Here is a 22601-nt window from a genome sequence, read left to right on the forward strand (position 1 = left end):
CGGGGGTAGGTGAGTTGGTAAGACAGGTTAAAGAGTTCAAAGGTTTAGTTTACTTTGACCCACTAATTTTATGTTTTTATTTCATCGAAATACCGTATGAATCCTTTGACACTTTATGGATTTCAATTTTCTGCTTGTGTGACATATCATATATATCCGAATATTCAAGAATGTACATAGCAGTAAAGTATTCACCAGCATTTGCTTTGTGCAAATCAATACAGATTGCACAAGTCACACCTTTTCCAACTTCTACAGTAGCTAATGATTTATTACTCTAAAATCGATTTTCATACTTAAAATAGTGAAATAATATTTTTTCGTTTTCATTAAGCAGATTAAGCAGATTAAGCAGATTAAGCTTTAAGCAAGGGCCTAAACCAATATTTTTTATATAAATTGTTAGAAAAATCTTTTCTATTCAGACCAATAGTTTTACAAGTATCAGTTTGTATGAAGTCAGGGTTTGGGTATGCTAAATCATATAAAATACTAGAGGTATCCTTTTCAATAGCCTTTACATCTAAAAATGGTTTTACATTTTCTTTTCGCTGACTTTGAAAAATATATAGAGCTGAAATAAATGCTAACAGTCCGCCAGTATACCCTCCAGCAAAACTTAACCAACCATCGATCGTTCCAACCATGTCACCAGGGACAACTGAAATATACAATTTAACTACTAAAGGACTCAAAATAAGAATTAGTAAAGCAATAATAATATATTTCACCAAACCTCCGAAAAATGACACTTGTATAGTGTGCATGTGTATATACTTAGTAAAACGTGTATGTACATTTAAAAACTATTATTGAAACTTTTTTAGTAAAGTTATTAGCTTATGAATACTCTATCAAAGTTTTTCAGGATAAACGAACATCATTAATTGGAAAGTAACTATTGGTGTTGGTGGCTTATTTTATTTCCAAACTTTGTTTGAATTAGGATTAAGGTCGTGGCGCTTCGCCCACACCCGACGAAAGGGAAACAACAGCATTTCCCTTTTCGATATCCCTTGCCGCTCCGACGAAGTGTTATTCCTCATGCTATAGAGCTAATTAGCTATCGCCTCAGATTCGCCATCCTTGGCTCAATCTGAGGCTATGTCGGCGTCCTGCCTCCATCACGCAAATTAGCTCAACGCATTCGGACACTTCCAACGGAGATTATTGAGTCTGCAGATTCATTTATTATTCCTGTTTTGGTTTATATGAAAGTGGGCTTTAATAGTATTTATTTTGATTTTGACCTTCTTTGAATGTTTATCTGGAATTAAGGAAATCAAGAAAATTGCGTGAGTCCAGACATGGATGTCTGGCTAGCTTTCGAGGGGAAGGGACGCCCCATCGTAAGCGTTAGTGATTTTTGCAGATTGACGAGGCGGACTAAAAATGAAGTTTGACGCTATGAACATCCCCATTGAAATATTTCGCTTTCCAGAAAATTTCGTAGGGGCAGCGGGGTGTTCCAAGAGGGTATTGCTGTTGATACCCTTTTGGTCTGGTGTGGGCGAAGCGCCACGACGTTAAGCTAATTCAAACGAGCTAAATAGGATTAAGTTATTGAAATAACATTAAGTAAGTAACCCTACAACCCCATTTTCACTTTCCTAAAATAGCGTTTAAACAAGGTTTGATGTTGTTCAATTTGCTTGTCACTCAATGGTTGATATTGCAGTGCAATAAAGTGCTCTGTCATCTTGTCAAAATCAGCGGCTAATTGTGGTTGCTCTTGATGAACAGCTTGGTGGATAAAAGTTGCAAACGCCTGTGGTGGCATAGTTTCTCGTTGATAACCTTTGTTAGCTAACTTATTGCAAATCAGGTTATAGCGTTTGATGATTGGGTCTTGTTTGGGGCTTAAGTTAAATACACCCGCATAGTAGGCAATCACTAATGCAATAATGCTAAAGCTAATGATCATTAAAATGATTATTTTACTGGTATTAACTTCGCCTAGTAATTCACTGAGTACTTGCAGTTGACGCTCTTCATCAAACCCGAGTACCCAAACACTCCAATAAAAATCTAAACTGGCAAGTTGCAAACGAATATCGTTAAGCCAAGGAATTTCTTTTACGCGTAAACTGGTAAAAGGGCTATCTTGCAAGTAGCTATCTTCACCGGTAAACATGGCATCAAAACCATCTAGAATCCTATCGGGAGCAATCATAGCGGTTGGATCAAATCTTACCCACCCAAGTCCTTCCAGCCAAACTTCGGTCCATGCATGTGCCATATATTGATAAACGCTGTAATAACCGGCTTTAGGGTTATATTCACCGCCTTGATAGCCGGCGACCATACGAGCAGGGATGCCACTTGAACGTGCCATAAATACTAGGGCTGAAGCATAGTGAGAACAAAAACCAGCTTGATTTTCAAATAAGAAATCATCGACTTGGTTGCTACCAATAGCAGGTGGGCTTAAGGTGTAGTAGAAGGATTGTTGATTAAAGTAGCGCATCATCGCGGCGATTCGGTCGCGAGGAATAGGGTAATCTGTAGCAAATTGCTGTGCTAAAGCGTGTGCCTTCGGATTAGTGTCTTTAGGGAGAGATAGATTGATCCGTTTTGTAAGTGGCGGTAGTTGCTCCTCTAGTGAACTATTAGGAAAAGAAGTGACGCGATAGCTAAACCGTTGATCGATGTTACGTAATGAAAATAACCTTAAGTCAGCAAGTTCTACTACTTGCTCGGTTTCAGAGAAAGACTGATCTAATCCAAACAGCCATTTTTGGTAAGTAGGCTCAGTGATGACTTGGTAATTTAAGGCTGAAGACTTATCTACGACTTGAGAGTCGTGCCGTTGTGAACGGTTACCGTAAGCACTGCGTTGCTCATTTTTTCTTAAATTAGCTTGCTTCCAAGTTTGTCCATCGTAACTTTCCATTACCAAGGCTCGCCAATATAATTGCTCATTGGCAATTAACTGTTGCTTAGTGGTGTTATTGACTTCGTTATCAAATCCGACTCTAAAAGCAAGACTTGGTGAGCGGGTCAATTTACTAATATCGCCTAGTGATATCTCATCTGATATGCCGGTTGTGGCATTTTTCATACTCGGAGCTAACCATAGTGGCGGCAGGCGAGGGAATACGACAAATAGAAGTAAAGCGAGTGGCAGGCTTTGTAAAAAGACCTTAAAACCAAAGGATAAGTTTACTTTTTTGCTGCTGTGTTGATATACGCTGATTAATACACAGGCATTGATGACACAGACAAACAAAAGGTGCACAGCATCCAGCATTCCTTGGCGTTCAAGCAGTGCAAATGCAATTAAAAAATAACCGACTAACACGACGACTTTTACGTCGCGAATTTGGCGCATTTCTATGTATTTAAGGGCATAACCGAGTAATAACAAATTGACTAGCGCATTGAGCATACCAATCTCTTTGGCCACTAAAGCGAGTGTAGCTGCAGCGCCTATGGCTAGGCTAGTGACGAGTAGCTTAGGCGGTGCGGCGACTTTACCTAAATAAATACCCACACGCCAAACAAAACAAATGGCGCAGATGCCAATGCTCCATAGGGTCGCATCTTGGTATAGCGGCGATAACACTAAAACATTAGTAAGTAGTAACCAAAACAGGGTATTACGGCTAATGTTCTCATTAAAATCATCGTTAAATGAATCATTCGAACTTGTTGTTTGAGGCGCTGATTTTTTAAATCTCATCTGCACCTCTATCATTTGATTTGGAATTCTTTGAATGGGAGTGCTTTGGTTTGGCAAACTTTGATTTAACAAATAAGGCAATTAATTGCTGGCATTGTTTTCGATGCGCTTCACCACTGTCTTGTTCTATTACATCTTGGTGCAGGGCTAAACCAAAGATCTGTTGAGATTGAGACAAGGCGTTGACCTGCCATGCAAGCTTACTCAGCTTTTGTTCAATATTAGTGCCTTGAGTGTCATCAAGACTTAGCCACACAGGTTTACCTTCTGGTTGAGCAAATTCTTTGGTTAGCATGCCTCGGCCTTGGGCCCACTGTTTCCAGGCAACTTGTTTTAACGATTCACCTTCAACATAGGTTTTTAAACCCTTGTAATCATCAACCCCAGGTTGCAGTTTACCGTGGTCAAACTCACTCGTGTTATCGTCATCAAGACTTGTCAGTGACACTTGGGTGTTGAGTGGTTCGGCATAAATAATGTGGTTAATATCGAGATCAACATATGACCAAGCGCGAAATAGCCCTAGAGGGAAGTTAGATGACACTTGTATTCTGCCTGGATTAAATTCGCCGCGTGCTTGAGGAGAAAATGCGATGGTAGCATGTGTAGACTCACCAACTTCGGTTAAGCGAATATGGCGCTGCTCAGCAAAGTTTAGACAAATTTGCTGGTGGCTAGTATGACTATTATTTTTATTAATCTTACTGGATAAGCTTACCGGAAATGCCATATTCTGATTGGCATGTGTTTCAGGTGGTACTTGTGAGGTTAAGGTCAGTCCTGCCAAGTTTTTATAACTGTAAATGATGCAAGTATGCAGCACACTCGCGAGTAATAAACTTAACCCAATGACTAAATTGTTTTGATAATTAGTGCCGAAAAGGTACAGCACACCAATAAGTACAAACCAAGCAAGGCCAAACCCACTGGGTAAAATAAAGATACTCTTGTGAGTAAGGGTAACGAGCTTATTGGGTGGAATGCGTTTGTTTAACCAGCGCCCCCAGCGCTGCTTTATTCGTTTAGGAATAAAGCGCGAATACCATTTGGGCTTAGGGCGGTAATGGGCTTGCGGGTCAGCTGATGATTTCATGCTTGTTAACTAATTGGGTTAACGCTGGCAAGAATATGATCTGACAAAGCTTGCCCTTGTAACTGACTATTAGTGCGAATTCGGTGTTCGGCTACACAATGAAATACGGCTTGAATATCCTCCGGCACCACATAATTTCGATGATGTAAAAACGCCCAGGCTTTAGCTGCATCTAACAGTGCAATACTGGCTCTGGGTGATAAACCGTTACCGTCAGCTTGCTCACGAGAAAATTGTGCCAGATTAATAAGATATTTAAGCACTGCATCTGATGCGCTAACTTTTTGTACTTGGCTTTGTATGCTGATGAGCTCAGAAGGAGTAAAACATTGTGATAGTGGCTCAGCAACACTTCGAGTGGTTAAGCCTTTGAGCATTTCAAGCTCAGCTTGCTCATTTGGGTAGCCTATGGATATTCGCATCATGAATCTGTCGAGCTGCGACTCTGGCAAAGGGAAAGTCCCAGATTGCTCAATGGGGTTTTGCGTGGCAATAACAAAAAATGGTTTGGGTAGCGGGTGTGTTGTGCTATCTAAAGTAATTTGGCGCTCAGCCATCGCTTCAAGAAGTGCACTTTGTGTTTTAGGGCTGGCTCGGTTAATTTCATCGGCTAATAACATTTGATTGAAGATAGGGCCTGGATGAAAGGTAAATGCTTGTTGTTCTTGTTGGTAAATTGATACACCAAGAATGTCGGCAGGTAACATGTCACTGGTAAATTGGATCCGTTGATAACTCATGCCTAATGAAGTGGCGAGCGCTTGAGATAAACTGGTTTTCCCCATACCCGGTAAATCTTCAATTAATAAATGGCCTTTTGCTAAAATACAGGCCACGGCAAGTTTGATTTGCTCAGGTTTACCCAGTAATACACTTTCTAATTGCGATAATAATTGTTTTAGTTTTGACGCTGGCACTCAGGACTCCGTTAGTTAACAAGCAATTGTGTTATACCTGTTAACAAATACACCGAACCTATAACGTTACCTTGTCAGTAATTAGAAGGAAAGTACTTAACGAGATTAAGCTGTAAAAGTTTATTTAATTTTATATAAAAACCTATCAGCTATTTAATACAAGAAGTTAAGCTCTTTTTTACTGAACATACTGGCATCAGGACTATGTGATTGTTGATAAATTAAACGGTAGCTTAATACGGCTTGCACGTATTCACGAGTTTCTTTATAGGGAATGGTTTCGATAAAGCTCATGACATCTAATTTGCCGTCAGACTCTTTTAGCCAACGTTTTACTCGGTGAGGCCCCGCATTGTATGCCGCCGAGGCTAATACGCGATTATTATCGAACTGTTTTAGTAGCTCACTATAATATGCACTACCAAGCTGTACGTTATAGTCAACTTTATATAAATCGTTTTTGCGCTTAAATGTCAGCTTGTTTTTACGCGCTGTTTCTTTGGCCGTTGCAGGCATAAGCTGCATTAAGCCGCGAGCGCCCACACCCGATGTCGCGTATGGATAAAAAGCGCTTTCACGCCTTGCTATCGCGCGTACTTCATCAATATTGACCTTATATTTTTTGCTGGCTTTTTCAAACTCTGTTTGGGCTGCAGGAGGGAAGCGTAATTTTAAGCTATTCCATTGTTTAGCTTGAATACTGGCCTCTACACTGTAATCAAACCAACCTTGCTCAAGGGCATATAGTCCATATTCAGCGCGCATTGGGTTTGATTGTCTGCGTAGCATGTGCACCCATTCATTGCGGGCATCGCGAGTTTTATCCATTGCAATAAGCTCAACGATTCTGGCCATTGCAGGATCATCATTCAGCCTTGCTGCAAGCGCTGGGTTTGACTGTAAATTATCATCGTTCATAGCAAGTGGGGCTTTGATAGTTTGCGCGGTATGAAAACCGTAAAAGTTACGCGCCTGACTGAGTTGTTTAGATATTTGCTCAGACTGAAGCTTATCGGCCTCATTTCTAGCATTTTCGTCTAAATAACGTGCTTGCCAATATTGCCAGCGAGAGTCATCAATCACATCGTCACTGAGTAAAGCAAGGTAGTGTTTGATGGTGTCAGTATCTTGCTCGCTAATGGCCCAACGAAGTCTGATTTGAAATAAATCATCAGAGTCTAGAACAGGCAAACTAGCATCAATGTGCTCAAGTAAGTCGGCTTCTTTATAGATGAGCGCTCGGCGGACTATGTAGCGGTTTAACTGCTGCCCTTTAATGGGGTTAAATCGATTGGCTTTGTCATATTTTTTGTAAAGCTTAACCGCTTGCTTGAGATCTTTTCGGGCAAGTTTTCTGAGACCAACCGTGACAATGTCACCTACCATGGGTGATTTAGATGAAAATTTGCGGGTATGGCGCAAGCTATTTGGGTCGCGATAAACTGAAATAAGTAGCTCTGCTTCAGCTTTATTCTTGGTTATTTTTCTTGCTAAGTATTGGGTGAGTCCGTACTGACTTTCATTAAAGCTCAAAAGCATCCGTGACCAAATCAGTGATTGGGTGCGTTTACCTGCCTTAGTCCATTCACTGAAAAGTACGTCACATTCTTTAGGGCGTGAGCGGCCATATTGCCATAATCTTTCTGCGCCATCGAAGGCCACTTTTGAATTACCTTGAGATAGTTGCGCTCTGAAATAATAGCATTGCAAGGCCGTATCATTAGGCGTGTTAGGTGAGATTGCGAGAAAGTTTTTCCATTGTTTACCTTTACCTGCATTTTTTAAATAGCGGTATCGCAAGGTGTTATAAAGCGGCGTGGCATTGAAAGCTTCGATAGCAGTATGAGCTTGCTCACCATTAAGTTTTAAGATGCTGGCACCTTTTTCATGGTAATCAAGATAGACGTTAAGTGGGTAGTCACCAAGCTGTGTGCGTAACTTGTTATAGGTTTTCATTTGTCTTTTATCTAGTGCTTTTCGAGCATCCAGATACAATTGCTGTTCAGCGCTATAACTCATCTCGTTAGCACTAGCGTGATGACTCAAGCCTTGCATTAATAGCAAGGCGAGGGTGACCAATGAAAAATACACCATGTTACGCATAATAATGAGACCTCCGCCTCAGTACGACTTCGTTGCGAAAACTTAACTTGAGTACGATTTTTACCGTAATCAGCAGTGTTGTAATTTATATCTTGCGGCTAAGCGGTTTTAATTCAACTCAACTTAACTTAACTTAACTTAAGCCAATTAATTTCACCTGAATTCATTTAATATAATTAGGCTCGATACACTCATTAATAATGAACTCAATCAAAATAATAGTGCAAATAGCTATTTGTGCGCTGTTAATTTTGATTCATTATGAGTTCATTTCGTTACTTATAACCGATTAGTGCTCTTTTGAGTCATCTAATGCTTTGCTAATAAGCTGCGGGTCTAAATTCTTGCTGGTTTCCACGCCTAGTTTTTGCATGATATGAGCTTGTCTTATCAGGTTACCTTTACCTTGTGACAGTTTACTCATAGCTTGCTGATAAGTTTTGTCAGCCGTTTCTAGTGCTCTACCGAGTTTATCCATGTCTTCAACATAGCCACACAGTTTGTCATAAATTTTAGCCGCTTGAGCAGCAATGCTTTGGGCGTTTTGATTTTGATATTCGTAGCGCCAAATATTATTAATGGTGCGCAGCGCGACTAATAAGTTGGTTGGGCTGACGAGCATAATATTATGATCGAGTGCAAAGCTGACTAATGCTGGGTCTGATTCAAGCGCGAGTAAAAAAGCCGGCTCTATCGGGATAAACATCAACACATAGTCGAGGCTCTTTAAGCCGTGTAACTTGTGATAATCTTTTTGGCTTAACCCTTTAATGTGTTGTCGAATGGACAAAGCTAACTCTTTAATAGCCTGTTGTTGCACGATTTCATCGTCGCTATTAAAGAAACGCTCGTATGCCACCAGTGACATTTTTGCATCGATAACCACATCTTTTTGCTCGGGAAGGTGAACAATAACATCTGGCTTAAAGCGTTTACCTTGTTCATCCTTTAAATCTTGCTGAATATCGTACTCATGACCTTCTCGTAGGCCACTTTCTTGCAGTACTCGCTCAAGGATAACTTCGCCCCAGTTACCTTGTTGCTTATTATCACCTTTAAGAGCTTTGGTTAAGTTAATCGCATCTTGGCTCATCTTAAGATTAAGATCTTTTAGATGGTCTAGTTGGTGCTTTAATGCGCTACGCTCAGTTTGCTCTTGGGTATAAGATTCGCGGATTTGCTGTCTGAAGCCTTCTAGTTGTTGTTTAAGCGGGCCAAGAACGCCATCGATTTGAGTAACGTTTTGTTGCTTAAAGTTTTCACTTCGTTCTTCAAAAATGCGGTTAGCGAGGTTTTCGAATTGCAGCTTTAATCTTTCTTCTGCACTTTCAAGCAATGCAATTTTGTCATTGAGCGCAGCTTTTTCGGTATTGGCTTGAGTCTGGATGCTTTGCTGCATGGCATTAGATTTAGATAGGGCCAGTTGAGTTTCCATGAACTTACGTTGACCATCTGTTAGATTCTGCTCAAGTTGGGGAACTCGCTCAGCTTGGGCTTCAAGTTTTGATAACTGGGCGATGAGTAATTCAGATCTTTCACGAGTCTGATGCAGAGCGTCTTCTTTCTCTTCAATTTGTTGTTGTAATAGTGTTTGTTTGATCTCTAAGTCAGATTGTAATTGACTCATTTCATCGGCAATCTTGTCTCTATGTTGCTCCCAACGCTGACGGGTTAATCGTTGATTCAATAAGGCGCCAATGAGTAAACCTACAAATGCTGCTGCAGATAATGCGATGATTTCGGCGATAGATAAAGAAGTGGGAAGCGTCATAATTTCGACCTGCTGAAAATGATGCTTAAGATTCTCATGCCATTAATTCTGGCGCAAGAGAGTAACAGGCTATTTAATACTTAAGCGCCTAATTTATAAACTCAAAACAATAAAAAGCTAGGGGCTGTTGTTCTTTGCTGTTTAGATTTTGTTCGAAGTAAAAATACTTTATTCGAGGCGAGTGGATTGCTGCCTAGCCATCTAAGCGAAATGCACTCAACAATGACTAAAGTATTTTTAATCGAACCCTTCGGGCAGCGTTTGTTGACCGCTTCTACAGCGTTATTGGCTTTTTATGTAGAATAACTACACTACAAATCCTCTGCCTTGTATAAGCGGTCAACAACTCGCTGCAAAAATAACCATGAAAGATCAAAAGCCCTTAAACTATTTGAAATATATTTTCGTATTGAACTGTCTTATAGTTTATCGAAGCGATTAATTTTGTTCTAAGTGAGCAGCAAGGAGTGATTTATGGTATCTAAAAAAGGGTTTACTAAAGGAATTATCAATAAACCTTCATGGTCACTCAAGGACAATGAGGTTACCCCTGAAAGTGTATTCAGCGACAGACGTAACATAGTTAAAGCTCTTGGATTAGGGGCATTAGGGGCCAGTTTACCAGGTCAAGTTCAAGCGGGTTTATTTGATTTATTTGGCAGTGAAGATAAGCCTGCTTTTGCTGTGCAAGGACTTGATTACAGTAAACCAAGCCAATTTCAGATTAGCGACCGCTTAACTCCTGAAGATAAAATTACTCGCCATAATAACTTCTACGAATTTGGTACCAGTAAGCAAGACCCATTTGAAAATGCCCAGCAGTTTCAAGTTAATCCTTGGGAATTAAGAATTGAAGGCTTGGTAGATAAGCCTTTGACTCTTGATTTAAATGACTTAACGACCAAGTTTGATCTTGAAGAGCGTGTTTACCGCTTACGTTGTGTTGAAGCATGGTCAATGGTTGTGCCTTGGATTGGGTTCTCATTAGCTGAGCTGTTAAAAATGGCTGGTGTGTCAAATAAGGCAACTCATGTTGCTTTTGAAACCTTATTTGACCCTGACCAAATGCCTGGGCAAAAGAACCGTTTAATGGGCGGAGGTATTCATTATCCTTATGTTGAAGGCTTAACCATTAATGAAGCCATGAATGAGTTACCATTTTTAGCGGTTGGTCTATATGGTAAAACCTTACCACCGCAAAACGGCGCTCCAGTGAGACTGGTATTACCGTGGAAATATGGTTTTAAAAGCATTAAGTCAGTGGTAAAAATCCGTGTTACAGATAAGCAGCCGCCAACCAGTTGGAATCAATTAGCTCCCCATGAATATGGTTTTTATGCCAACGTAAATCCGCAGGTGGATCATCCAAGGTGGTCTCAGGCATCTGAGCGTAGTATTGGCGAGGGTGGCTTATTTTCGGCTAAACGAATCCCTACCCAAATGTTTAATGGCTATGGCGATCAAGTGGCGGATTTATATAAAAACCTTGATTTAAGGAAGTACTATTGAAGCGCTTAACACCTAGAGGTCTGTTCTGGCTTAAAGGCTTTTTACATTTAAGTTTTTTGAGCCCGATTATTTACTTAGTCGTAATGGTGTTGACCGATAATGCCGGCGGCGATCCTGTGCAATACATTATTCATTATACGGGTATGGGCGCGATTAATGCTTTAGTGGTGACATTGCTTATTTCACCCATTGCTAAGCGATTCAAACAAGGTTTACTGCTACAAACAAGAAGGTTGGTCGGCTTATATGTATTTGCTTATGCTTGCCTTCATATTGCCGCATTTATCAGTTTAGACTTGCTGTTTGCGTGGGGATTTTTATTTGAAGAAATTATTAAAAGACCTTATATATTAGTCGGTGCTGCAAGCTTTATTATTGCTAGTCTATTGGCATTAACCTCTTTCCAAGCGGTTAAGCGTAAAATGGGTAGGGGATGGCAGTCATTACATAATTGGATTTATTTAATGGCATTATTAGCTCCAGTACACTTTTATTGGTCGGTTAAGTCAGAAATTATCGAGCCAAGCATTTATATTGGCGTTTGTTTACTTTTATTGTGGTATCGAAGACAAGCGATAAAAAAGTGGCTATTTAAGAGTTGATTACCTTAAGAATTGATAGTCTTGAGAGTTGATTGCTTTAAAAGTTGGTTGTCAGATAGCGATGAGTCGTTAATGACTTTCCCAAATAAAAATACCGACATAATCATGTCGGTATTTTTATTTGGGAAAGTCAGACTGATTATCTAAACAGGCAGTTTTTGTCTCTTGGTGGATTGACTAGGCCATTAATACAATAACTAGCAAAAAAACTGAATGTGATGACTGTACCCATGATGGTCGCTAACAAGTACCAAGGCTCATTCATAGTGATCCTCAAGTTAATATATTGGTATGTGGCCGGCGCCCATACAATTAACGTTGCTATTATCAGCCCCATTTGTATTAGTCGCGTCATTAAGTTGTTTTTAAGCAACAGAAGTAAGGGAAGCAGGACACAAGTGATGGCGAGTGGCATTTGGCCAAAACGTAAAAAATGAGCGGCTAGCAGTACGTAAGCTATAGAAATTAGAATAATACGCCACCACATTGTTACCTTCCTTAACCCATTTTACAGTCATTCATGTATTTAAGATGCATCAATATAGCGTAATGAATAGTTTGGGTTCTATTGCATATCTCACATAAGTCGACTTTTGTTTTATCTTTAAGTGATAGAGTTCAAAATCTGATGAGTTTAAAAGTTGACTTATAACGATACGGCTATAGTGAGATTAGACATAATTGTCTTAGAATAATAAAGTTGGCAAGCAGATAAGTTTAACCAAAGGGGAAATAAGAATTGGTCGGGATAACAGGATTTGAACCTGTGATCTCTTGTCCCCCAGACAAGCGCCTTACCGGACTAGGCCATATCCCGAGCAGAATCTTACGCTGCATAGATTAACAATAAGGTATTTTTCTGGCAATAGATATACTGAAAAACACCTTCAGTTGATTGTTATTTAAACACTTATTCAACTTGATTGTTATTGATTGTACAGTCTTCGGCCTTCCCGCATAACTTGTATTAGCTCAGGAGCACTCAACTTTTGTTTAAGTCTTTTTTTATACTCAATATCATATATTCGATATTTACCATGACGGTCTAAAACCGTTATCTCATCATTTTGGTAAATTGCAAAAGTACTGCTGTCGCCGATATAAACCCAATTTTGCTCACTTGGCTGCAATAAGCTGTAGCCAGAGCTGTAATCAGTGATTGAGTTGTTACAGTGTAGCACTTGACTCATTATGGTCGGCACTACGCCATAATGGCTGGTGCGGTAACTGACAGTATCTGAAGAGGTTTTAGGTAAATGCATCACAAAAGGCACTTTAACGTTACCCGGTGATAAGTCCTGATTAACTTCAGAAGGATTACTGCTGAATATCTGTCCATGAGTACCGGTTATCACCACCACGGTATTATTATCAATATGATTGAAAAGTTGCTGCAACTGTTGATCAATAAAGAACAAAGATTGTCGGTATTGATTGTATAGCACTTTTTGCGCCGGCTTTAAGTCGATGTGTGGCTTAACGGTTTCGACCCCTAAAAAGCCAATCGGGGTGTCGTAATGTTTTGGTGCAGATAAATTAACCATTGAGAACCAATGGGAACCTTGTTCAGCACTCCAGTTAATAAACTGCTGTACATTTTTTATATCTGTCTGAGCACTGCCTTCTTCACTGCTATTACTAAAAACAGAAAGCCCATTAAATATTGAACGGTTTTCAAAGACGCGTTGATTATCTTCCGGCAGGAAAATTGCTTGCTGATAACCTGCTTCTTTCAAGGCTCCAGTCATTACTGGCGGTGTATGATAAAACTCTTTTCTGTCACCATAATTGCCTTGTAAGCCATAAAAGAGTGCAAACATTCCGGTTTTAAATTGGTTTCCACCGCTGTAGTGTTCGGTGAATTGTTTATTGTCTAATTGGTATTGCGTTAAAAAAGGCATGGTGAGCTCATTCACCATATCCGCTCTTAATCCATCGACGGAAACAATCAACACATTGGGTTGGTCTTTTATTAAAGATGGCGCCTTACATTGCAAAGGCAATACCGGATAACTGAGTTGTCTCGACTTGGTTTGATAACGGTTATCTTCAATGTTCGTGCCTTCAATACCGTGGCTTTCCATAAACGAGCGTGCAGTGGCAGGATAAGACAGAGGGTAGGTGTCATCAAAGCGAGTTATCTGTGTGACGTCTGATGCATCAGCCCAAATATGCACTAAATGACTACTGACAAAACAAATGCCGACGAATGCAATGGCTTTATTACCCAGTTGCTTTTTTTCTAACTTCTCGATTCTTTTCCAAATAAAGTTAGCTGCAGTCAACTCGATTAAAATAATTGCCGTAGGTGTGGCTATGTATGACGTGCTTTTAAGCAAGGCGTTAAGATCTGTCCAAGCAAGATCAAATGCAAATGGGCTTAAGTGAATGCCATAGTCATCAAATATAATGGTGTCATACAGTAAAATGCACAGGCCGAGAGTGGCGACAAGCGCTGCATAGCCCCGCAGTATTTTCGAGTATGGTAATAATAAGGTGACAGGAAAAAGAAAGACGACATAAACAATAAAGGCTAAAAAACTAAAATGACCAATAGTGCTGATGGCAAGGTAGCCCCAACCAATAATGGTTTCAGGGTAACCGACACTCGATAAATATCGGGCGCCCACTATCATGGCTAAAAAACCATTAAAGAAGGCAAACCAGTGTCCCCAATTAACAAGACGTGAGACTTTGTCACGAGTCATTTGTTTTTTACGCTCAACCATGCGGTATCGTTTTCCTAATCCTATCTGGAATCAAAATAATTGTGCCAAAAGTAAAACTTAAAAATAGCATACCTTTGAAAAATTTAAATGACTTTATATACTTAGTCGGCTTTAACTGATTGCGCTAAAGCTTTAGCGAACTGTTCAGCTACAGCTTGACGAGATTCACTTGGTACTTTGTTTTCAAGTAGGTGTGAAACACAGTTGCCTAATACCATCAGGCTTAAGTCAGTTGGTGCTTGATGCTTGTTAAGTACCGCTAAAAGCTCAGTAATTAATGCTTCAACTTGGGTATTGGTATATTTAGATTGGATAGCCATAATCAGAAAAGTTCAAAAAGTAATGAATTAGCTCGTCATTATATCGGATTTCAAGCGTGGTTGCTGCAAGTTTATCATGGCTAAAATTACATCTAATCTCAGGGTTTTATCTTAATTTATAGTTAGATGTTATCTGAATTGATTAGCTTGGGTTTAGAAAGACGATATTTAATTGTTGCCGCACGATTTAATAAGATTTTTTGAGACTTTTTAAAACTCTCTGTTATGATATTGAGCGCTATTTCGCTTCCATCATTACAGATCAGTTAGGGCTTATGAGCATCAATATCGAACAAGCAATTATCCATGAAATCTCCCAAGACAGTCAGGGGCAACTAAGTTGTCGTCTAAGACCGCAGCCACTGTTAAACAGTAATGCTGTAGAGTCTATGCTGGAAGAGTTACATCAAACTTATACTGGTAAAGCGGGTAAAGGTTTTGGCTTTTTTGGTACTCATGGCGAAGATGGAGAAGCCAATCCAGCTTTTTCAAATGCCCTAAATGAATATCGTAGTGGCGAGCTTGGCTTTGTAGAGTTCAGTAGTGCAGCCAGTAAATTGCTGCAAGAAGAGTTAGCAAAGTATGACTTTAGCCAAGGTGGTTTTTTATTAATGTCATGCTATACCAGCATGACCAGTGATTATTTGTTTGTGGCTTTATTAAATGCCAAACCATCTATGACTGTACTTGATGATATGGAGCTGTCGCAAAATAATCATCTAGACTTAACGAATGTTCAATTGGCGGCTCGAATTGATTTAACAGAATGGCAAGCTGACAAAGATTCCCGCAAGTATATTTCATTTGTTCGTGGCCGCGCTGGTCGTAAAGTTGCAGATTTCTTTTTAGACTTTATGGGTTGTGTTGAAGGTGTTAACACCAAGGCGCAAAATAAAACCTTAATGCATGCCGTTGAAGACTTTGTTGCTAGCAGTGAGTTGACCAAAGATGAGCGTCAGCAATGTCGTGACAAAGTATTTGATTATTGTAGTGAACGAGCCGACGAAGGCGCGGATATTGAAGTTAAGGATTTAGCTGATGAGCTAGCAGACTCTGGTATGGATTCATTTTATGACTTTGCTTGTGGTGGCACTTACGAGCTTGATGAAGAGTTTCCTGCCGATAAAGCCAGTTTACGAACATTAAAGAAGTTTTCGGGCACAGGTGGCGGAGTGACATTAAGTTTTGATGGAGGTCATTTAGGTGAGCGTGTTATTTACGATCCTATTTCTGACACCTTATTAATTAAAGGTGTACCGGCAAACTTAAAAGACCAATTAGACCGCCGTCTTAAAGGCGAATAAAACAACATATTTAAATTAAAGCGTCCATTTGGACGCTTTTTTTTGCACTTATTATATGAATTTATTGATTTGGGCGCATTTGCGAGGTTATTTGCTCTTAATTACATTTAAAGATTTTATTATCAAATTATTTTAGTACACTAGCCAAAAAATTTATGCCTGTTTTATATAGCTAATTTCTGGTGGACACCTTTAAGTGACCACTCTGGGGGAATCATGATTACTGCCTATGTTTACAAAAATCGCAAGTTAACTGTTCACGAACTGAATGTTCAAGACAGTATACCCGAACAAACATTATGGTTAGACATGTTCAAACCCAATGATGATGAAAGGGAATGGTTGAGTCGGTTTTCGGTTGAAGAAGTCCTCGAAGAGGAAGATATTAACGAAATTGAAGCTTCTGCGCGTTTTTTCCAAAGCAAAGATGGACTGCATATTAATTCTTTATTTCCGCAGCGAGTAGGCTCAGATGTTAGAGGCATTAACGTTTCCTTCAACTTGAGAGAAGATTTTTTACTGACCATTCGCGAAGATGATGTTGGTTTGATCCGCTTACTACGTAACTATTTACGATTAGGTCGATTAGATGCGACAACGCCCCAAGGGTTAATGATTGAGTTGTTCCATTTAAAAGTCGATTATCTATCTGACTTAATTGAAGATGTATATTCAGTTTTAGATAATGTGAGTGAAAAAGTGTTTGATGATGAAGAGCTGGACGAAGTCTTTAAAATGATCACTTTACAAGAAGACTCTAATGGTAAAATACGTTTGAGTTTGCTCGATACACAGCGCTCGTTACGTTACATTCAGCGTTATTATCGTGAGCATTTATCAGAAGAAAACATTAAAGATTTACGTGAAATGTTATCGGACATTGAATCGTTAATGCCGCACAGCCAATTTATTTTTGATAAATTAAATTTCTTGTTGGATGCTGCGATGGGCTTTAGTGGTATACAGCAAACTAAGATTATTAAGATCTTTTCAGTTGCTGCAGTTGTATTTTTACCGCCAACAGTAATAGCCAGTAGTTACGGGATGAACTTTGCTAATATGCCTGAATTAGACTGGCGTTTTGGCTACCCAATGGCGATTGGTTTAATGCTTGCTAGTGCTAGTGGTACCTATTTCTTCTTTAAACGTAAAGGCTGGTTATAGGCTCGAATTAACCGCTTTGTAAATTTTTAAAACCATTAATTACGATGTAATTAATGGTTTTTTTGTATCTGAATTTTATAAAAGACTAAGGTTGACCAATACCGTAACTTATTCGCTCTCTTGGATTTAAATATTTAAATATATTTTCTGGTAGGGCTGAAGCTGGCAGGCAGCGGACAATACTGATTTCTTCCCGTTCTAAATCGATGATAGGCGCTTGCTCTTTTGGCACAAGTGGGTCGTAAAGCATGATTTGCGGGAATAAGATTTTATTAAGATTCACTGACATGACCATGCCAAATTGACCGCTGGATAATTCAATGACACTGCCAGGCGGATAAATACCGATGGTTTTAATCAATTTTCCAACATATTCGTTATTTAGCTTTTGTTTATAATTTTTATAAATGATCCCCAAAGATGCATAGGGCGTTTTTGCTTTGGAGACTTTAGTGCCATTACACAAATCATCATACTCATTTACCACAGTGATTAACTGTGAAAACTTATCTAATTCATCACCTTTTAAACCTTTAGGATAGCCTGAGCCATCAATAAACTCGTGATGATTAGCGATCATAGGTTTAGCTTGCTCAGGAAAGGTATCTGCAAGTTTAAGAAAGTTAAGGCTCATCAATGGATGTTGCTTAATTAAGTTTTGTTCTGGCTTAGTGAGCTGAACATGCTTATTAAGAATATTACTGGGGATTTTGAGCTTGCCGACGTCATGAAATAATGCGCCTAGTCCTATTAACTCTATATCTTCACGACTCCATTCAAGACTTTTACCTAACATCATAGACATGACTGAGACATTTAATGAGTGGTGATAAATTAAGTCACCAGGCTTTACATCTCCCATTAAATGCAGCACTAAATCATCTGAGTTAAGTAGCATATTGGTCATTGAGCTAATCATATCTTTAGCATCATTAACGGAGTTTAGTGGACGGCTGCCCAGTTTAGAGACGGTTGAGCGCATCATTGATAAAGAACGTTCAAATTGTTGCTCGGTCTTTTTTATGCTGCGACGAAGTTTTTTCTGTGACTCGATTTGGTCATGTTTATATTGATCCATTTCAAGTTTTAATTTATCTAAACCATCGCCATCAACAGGTAGAGTTTTGTCTGAGGAACTCTTTAAGGCGAGTAATTCAGTGTCACTTCGTTCTGTATCGTAAAAGACTTGCTCGATACCAAGACTCTTAATTAGCTCAATTTGTGATTGGGTTTTAACTTTAAAATTACTGAAAAGGAAAGGGTGGTCCTTCCACGAAACAGGTAGGCGAATAAAGTTGCCCACTTGAATTTGATTGATAGAAACTTTTACAGAATTTTTCATAGGTTAAAGCAAATACCTAAAGTCACTTTTATTATTAGAGTTGCGAATGATGAACAGCCAACTTTTGCCAATTTATCAATTCCGTGGCAGCATATTATCATTACATTATAGAAAAGTGCTGATTAAATATGGATTTTATTGAGGTCATTCCCAATGCAATTACGGATGATTTATGTGACAGGCTGATAATGACTTTCGAGCAACATGAAGGTGTGATAGAAGGCAAAACCGGTCAAGGTGTCGATAAAAGTAAAAAGCAAAGCCTTGATTTAACCCTGGATAATTATAGTGATTTAACGTCGATTAAGAATGAATTACTTCAAGTCACTTTAAAGCATGCTGCACATTATTTTAAACAATACCCTATGGCGTTAATGGGGGCTGTCTCAGTTAGCGTGTCAGATGAGCTGGGCAATCCGGTTACGCTTAATCCTGATAACTTTAATACGCTTGGTGAACCAAGGGCTGAAGCTTTAACGAAGTATTTGTATCGCAGTGGTTCGGTGAATATACAAAAATATTTACAAGGTGTGGGTGGTTACCCGCATTGGCATTCAGAAAATTTTCCACAAGTAGGATCTCATGAGGCGCTACATAGAGTGGTGTTATATATGTACTACTTAAATGATGTTGAACAAGGCGGTGAAACTGAATTTTATTATCAAGGTAAATCAGTCAAACCGAAAAAAGGCACTATGGTCATTGCCCCTGCAGGTTTTACTCACACTCATCGTGGTAATACGCCAAAAAGTCATGACAAATATATTGCTACCTCGTGGATTATGTTTAATAAAGCTGAGCAGTTATACGCACCTATTAGCTAGTGTAAAAAAGGGTTACGCACTACTCATACTTCAAATAAAAGCGAGCATATAGCCCCTCGCTTTTGTTCCTCGTTTTACCTTTCTTTTATGACATATCTAATTTTGAGGACTTAGAACGAACTATTACATGAAGTAACTGTGTTTATTGAGGTGGAATTTTTATAGTGAATTTTGCACCTTGTAAGTGACTTTCTGTGATTGAAAGCAAGCCATGATAGCTACTCACGATCTCATTACAGACAGCAAGACCAATACCTTGGCCTGGTGATTGAGTATCAGCACGAACGCCACGTTGGATGATGCGCTCTTTTAAAGCATCTTCAACGCCAGGTCCGTCATCTTCTACTATAAGTACCGCATTGCCATCTTGATCAATATGGGCTGAAATTATCACTTCGCTTATTGATAACCTGAATGCGTTTTCCATTAAATTGCCACAAAGCTCCATTAAATCGCCTTTATTGATGGGAAAGCTGACTTTTGGTTCGATATTAGTGCTAAACCTGACCCCTTTTTCACGGTAAATTTTAAATAACATCTGAGACAGTTGTTCAACCATTGGTGCAACTGAGGTTTGCTCGTGTACTAAACCTTGACGCCCCACAAGAGCACGTTTCAATTGATACTTAACCAGCTGATCCATTTGACCTACTTGTTGCATGATCTTTTCACTGGCATCTGCTTTAGAAAGTAATTTGTCATCTGTTATGGCATGTACTGCAGCTAAGCGTGTTTTAAGGCTATGGGCTAAATCATTCATTGCATTTTGATAGCGCTCTTGCTGTTCGCTTGATTGAGTCAGCAATTGATTTAATGCTTGAGTTACGCCCTCCAATTCGTGAGGGTAACCATTAGAAAGAGATTCTTTTTTACCTTCTCCTATCGCTTGCAATTCACTCTTCAATCTACCCATTGGGCGAAGACACCAATAGGCTGCGCTAATAAGCAAAATAAAGGCGAGTAACATCACGACAGCAAGACGAAGGTAAGTGAGCTTTTTAAATCGTTTGAATTCATTTTCTACAGAGTCGGCATCTTTTAATACGACCATATTGTATTGGGTTTGATTTAGCTCAACTGGCAGTAAATAAGCAAAATATGACTTTTCATCTGACATCGTTAAGTAATACGGGGGGCTTGTGTCAGCGATTGATTCAAAACGCTGACAGATGTTATTCAGTCCTCTGTCTGTCGCTAATGAAGAAATCCACACATCATCGAAAGATTGAGTACAGCTGGCCATCATATAACGTTTTTGTTTATTGTTGTCATTGAGCCAGCTATTGTCAGCGGGAATGAGATTGTGCTCTCTAAGTTCTGCTGCGATTTGAGGCATTTCAGCAATGAGCTGAGATGTTTCCTGGTTATAGCTATTTTGTGCATGAAGTATGGTGACTGACCACGCTAACCCAAAGCCAACTAATGCAATAATAGTTAACGAGGTAATAAACATCCTTGCTAGCAGACGCTTTTTGGGCTTAAAACTTAGCTGCATGGTAAGTTAAATTTATATCCTTGGCCGCGAATGGTAGCAATAGGGTTGTCAATCCCGCCATTGTTGAGCTTTTTGCGAATTCGACTGACCATGACTTCAATGGTATTTGGGTCACCTTCTTTATCGCCATAGACTACGTCTAGCAAACGCTGTTTAGCGACAACTTCATGGCAGTGGCGCATTAAATATTCGAGGATCAGATATTCGAATGCAGTCACTTCCATATTTTCTTCATTCAAACTGACTTGCTTTGCCGCTAAGTCGAGTTGCAGTGTGCCACTGCTAATCGTCGGTTTTACGAAGCCGGCACTTCTTCTAACTAAAGCATCTAGACGAGCAACCAATTCTTCTTTCTGAAATGGCTTGACTAAATAGTCATCTGCGCCAGCGTTTAAGCCTTCTACTTTATCTTGCCAGTTTACGCGCGCGGTTAAAATTAAGATTGGCGCTTTAACATCGGCGTTGCGTATATCAGAAATAAGAGTCATGCCGTCTTTATCTGGTAAACCTAGGTCGACAATGGCGATATCAATAGGGTAGTTGGTTGCTTGATAAAAGCCTTCTTTGGCTGTTAGTGCAACCTGAACTTGGTTTCCTAAATCAGATAACTGAACATTTAGGTGGTGGGATAAAATAGGATCGTCTTCAATGACCAAAATTCTCATAGCAATACTCTAGTAGATGTATATAAGTAAAACGAAAATGATATTGATGTAAGTACTTATTAAAGTGAGAGTTTAAACTCAATTAACGTAAGCCAAACGTTTTCATCAGATGATAATACACAATAACTTATTAATACTTAACCATTACTGACTGTAATGGCTAATGACTTTTTCGACAAGCGACTATATTTACAAAGGATTATATTTACAAGCGACTATATTTTCATGTTGCTATCGCGACAAGTGAATATCTCAGTAAGTAACAAACTCAATAAGTGCTTAACCGATAATGTGAACATTAATTAAACTGATTAAAATCGTGATTGCAACCCCCATGAATATTACGCCAGTTATAGCATCAATTGCTTTGCTACCTTTAACCATTCTTTTTTGGATTATAGGTTTAGTTAACATGATGGCGAGAAAGCAAAACCAGATGACTGACAATGAAAACAGTAAAGCAGCAGAAGCTACTTTAGTTTCTATTGTAACTTGTGGCGTCACTAATACTGTAAAAATGGTGATAAAGAATATTAGCGCCTTGGGGTTAAGAAGGTTTGTATAAAGACCTAATTGGAAACCTTTGCTAGGTTTTATTTCTTTGAATTGACGATTGGCTACTAGTTTATCTTCTTTATCTACTTTTGATGTTTCAGCATTTTGATTTTCTTCAGTCGGGTTTTTGAACTCATTTTTAGATTGAAAATTATTTGATGTTAGCACTGAGCTAATTGCGCCAAATCCCATATAGGCAAGGTAACTTACCCCAATAAGTTGAACGGCAAGGTAAGCTATTTCTGACTGTTGGATCATTAAGCTAATACCCAGCAAAGACATTAAGCTATGGAGCAGTATTGCTACACTTATACCAGTTGCGCACATTAATGCGGTTTGCCGACTTTGTTGTGTGGATGTTTTGACAATAATCGCAAAATCAGGACCGGGGCTGATTAGCGCAAGGCAATGAATTACGGCAAGAGTTGAGAGTAAAGCAAAGTCCATTTAATTGTGATTCCGAATTGATTTTCAATGAGTACTGATAAACAGCTTTGGATATTAACTTAACTAGGTTATCGCAATA

At 39.2% G+C, this 22601-nt stretch carries 19 protein-coding genes and 1 tRNA gene; 5 read left to right on the forward strand and 15 right to left on the reverse strand.

Going from position 1 to position 22601, the window contains the following annotated elements:
- Positions 1–76: 76 nt before the first annotated feature.
- The 7 genes from L2735_RS01345 to rmuC form a co-directional block, all read right to left on the reverse strand.
- Positions 77–238, reverse strand: a complete 162-nt coding sequence (locus tag L2735_RS01345; RefSeq protein WP_248982992.1) for a hypothetical protein — start codon at positions 236–238, stop codon at positions 77–79.
- Positions 239–356: 118 nt separating this feature from the next.
- The gene (locus tag L2735_RS01350; RefSeq protein WP_248982993.1) at positions 357–731 is read right to left on the reverse strand and encodes a hypothetical protein; all 375 of its coding nucleotides are present in this window, start codon (positions 729–731) and stop codon (positions 357–359) included.
- 857 nt (positions 732–1588) lie between these two features.
- The gene (locus L2735_RS01355) at positions 1589–3682 is read right to left on the reverse strand and encodes a transglutaminase TgpA family protein (RefSeq protein WP_248982994.1); all 2094 of its coding nucleotides are present in this window, start codon (positions 3680–3682) and stop codon (positions 1589–1591) included.
- Positions 3672–4775, reverse strand: a complete 1104-nt coding sequence (locus tag L2735_RS01360) for a DUF58 domain-containing protein (protein ID WP_248982995.1) — start codon at positions 4773–4775, stop codon at positions 3672–3674. Before L2735_RS01360 ends, L2735_RS01355 begins: the two co-directional genes overlap by 11 nt.
- Before the next feature lie 5 nt (positions 4776–4780).
- On the reverse strand, positions 4781–5692 hold the full coding sequence (locus L2735_RS01365; RefSeq protein WP_248982996.1) for an AAA family ATPase: 912 nt from the start codon (positions 5690–5692) through the stop codon (positions 4781–4783).
- 153 nt (positions 5693–5845) lie between these two features.
- Positions 5846–7795: a transglycosylase SLT domain-containing protein gene (locus L2735_RS01370; RefSeq protein WP_248982997.1), complete on the reverse strand. Its 1950-nt coding sequence runs from the start codon at positions 7793–7795 to the stop codon at positions 5846–5848.
- A 289-nt stretch (positions 7796–8084) separates the two neighbouring features.
- Positions 8085–9566, reverse strand: a complete 1482-nt coding sequence (rmuC, locus tag L2735_RS01375; protein WP_248982998.1) for a DNA recombination protein RmuC — start codon at positions 9564–9566, stop codon at positions 8085–8087.
- A 474-nt stretch (positions 9567–10040) separates the two neighbouring features.
- On the opposite strand from rmuC, the gene msrP reads away from it, so the two are divergent.
- Both msrP and msrQ read left to right on the forward strand, forming a co-directional pair.
- Positions 10041–11075 carry a protein-methionine-sulfoxide reductase catalytic subunit MsrP gene (gene msrP / locus L2735_RS01380; RefSeq protein WP_248982999.1) on the forward strand — a complete coding sequence of 345 codons (1035 nt, stop codon included), beginning with the start codon at positions 10041–10043 and terminating at the stop codon, positions 11073–11075.
- Positions 11072–11677 carry a protein-methionine-sulfoxide reductase heme-binding subunit MsrQ gene (gene msrQ / locus L2735_RS01385; protein ID WP_248983000.1) on the forward strand — a complete coding sequence of 202 codons (606 nt, stop codon included), beginning with the start codon at positions 11072–11074 and terminating at the stop codon, positions 11675–11677. Before msrP ends, msrQ begins: the two co-directional genes overlap by 4 nt.
- Positions 11678–11816: 139 nt before the next feature.
- Here the strand turns inward: msrQ and L2735_RS01390 are convergent, their stop codons facing one another.
- The 4 genes from L2735_RS01390 to L2735_RS01405 form a co-directional block, all read right to left on the reverse strand.
- Positions 11817–12164 (reverse strand): hypothetical protein, encoded by a 348-nt coding sequence (locus L2735_RS01390; protein WP_248983001.1) that lies wholly within the window; start codon positions 12162–12164, stop codon positions 11817–11819.
- 253 nt (positions 12165–12417) lie between these two features.
- Positions 12418–12494: transfer RNA gene (locus tag L2735_RS01395), tRNA-Pro, on the reverse strand.
- 109 nt (positions 12495–12603) lie between these two features.
- A complete protein-coding gene (locus L2735_RS01400) occupies positions 12604–14406 on the reverse strand; it encodes a DUF3413 domain-containing protein (RefSeq protein WP_248983002.1) in 1803 nt (600 codons plus the stop codon).
- 101 nt (positions 14407–14507) lie between these two features.
- The gene (locus L2735_RS01405; protein WP_102528342.1) at positions 14508–14726 is read right to left on the reverse strand and encodes a YejL family protein; all 219 of its coding nucleotides are present in this window, start codon (positions 14724–14726) and stop codon (positions 14508–14510) included.
- A gap of 275 nt (positions 14727–15001) precedes the next feature.
- Here L2735_RS01405 and yejK point away from each other — a divergent pair, with 275 nt between their 5' ends.
- Positions 15002–16030 (forward strand): nucleoid-associated protein YejK, encoded by a 1029-nt coding sequence (gene yejK, locus L2735_RS01410; protein ID WP_248983003.1) that lies wholly within the window; start codon positions 15002–15004, stop codon positions 16028–16030.
- Positions 16031–16246: 216 nt separating this feature from the next.
- Positions 16247–17194 (forward strand): magnesium/cobalt transporter CorA, encoded by a 948-nt coding sequence (gene corA, locus L2735_RS01415; protein ID WP_248983004.1) that lies wholly within the window; start codon positions 16247–16249, stop codon positions 17192–17194.
- An 85-nt stretch (positions 17195–17279) separates the two neighbouring features.
- Here corA and L2735_RS01420 read toward each other — a convergent pair whose 3' ends face one another.
- On the reverse strand, positions 17280–18536 hold the full coding sequence (locus L2735_RS01420) for a cyclic di-GMP phosphodiesterase (RefSeq protein ID WP_248983005.1): 1257 nt from the start codon (positions 18534–18536) through the stop codon (positions 17280–17282).
- A gap of 128 nt (positions 18537–18664) precedes the next feature.
- Here L2735_RS01420 and L2735_RS01425 point away from each other — a divergent pair, with 128 nt between their 5' ends.
- Positions 18665–19360 carry a 2OG-Fe(II) oxygenase gene (locus L2735_RS01425; RefSeq protein WP_248983006.1) on the forward strand — a complete coding sequence of 232 codons (696 nt, stop codon included), beginning with the start codon at positions 18665–18667 and terminating at the stop codon, positions 19358–19360.
- Between the two features lie 142 nt (positions 19361–19502).
- On the opposite strand, the gene L2735_RS01430 is transcribed toward L2735_RS01425, so the two are convergent.
- From L2735_RS01430 to L2735_RS01440, 3 genes are all read right to left on the reverse strand, one after another.
- Positions 19503–20855, reverse strand: a complete 1353-nt coding sequence (locus tag L2735_RS01430; RefSeq protein WP_248983007.1) for an ATP-binding protein — start codon at positions 20853–20855, stop codon at positions 19503–19505.
- Positions 20846–21520 carry a response regulator gene (locus L2735_RS01435; protein WP_248983008.1) on the reverse strand — a complete coding sequence of 225 codons (675 nt, stop codon included), beginning with the start codon at positions 21518–21520 and terminating at the stop codon, positions 20846–20848. Before L2735_RS01435 ends, L2735_RS01430 begins: the two co-directional genes overlap by 10 nt.
- Before the next feature lie 279 nt (positions 21521–21799).
- Positions 21800–22522 carry a LysE family transporter gene (locus L2735_RS01440; RefSeq protein ID WP_248983009.1) on the reverse strand — a complete coding sequence of 241 codons (723 nt, stop codon included), beginning with the start codon at positions 22520–22522 and terminating at the stop codon, positions 21800–21802.
- Between the last annotated feature and the right edge of the window lie 79 nt (positions 22523–22601).

Origin of the sequence: Shewanella olleyana, assembly GCF_023283825.1 — a bacterium.
GTDB classification, from domain to species: Bacteria; Pseudomonadota; Gammaproteobacteria; order Enterobacterales; family Shewanellaceae; genus Shewanella; species Shewanella olleyana.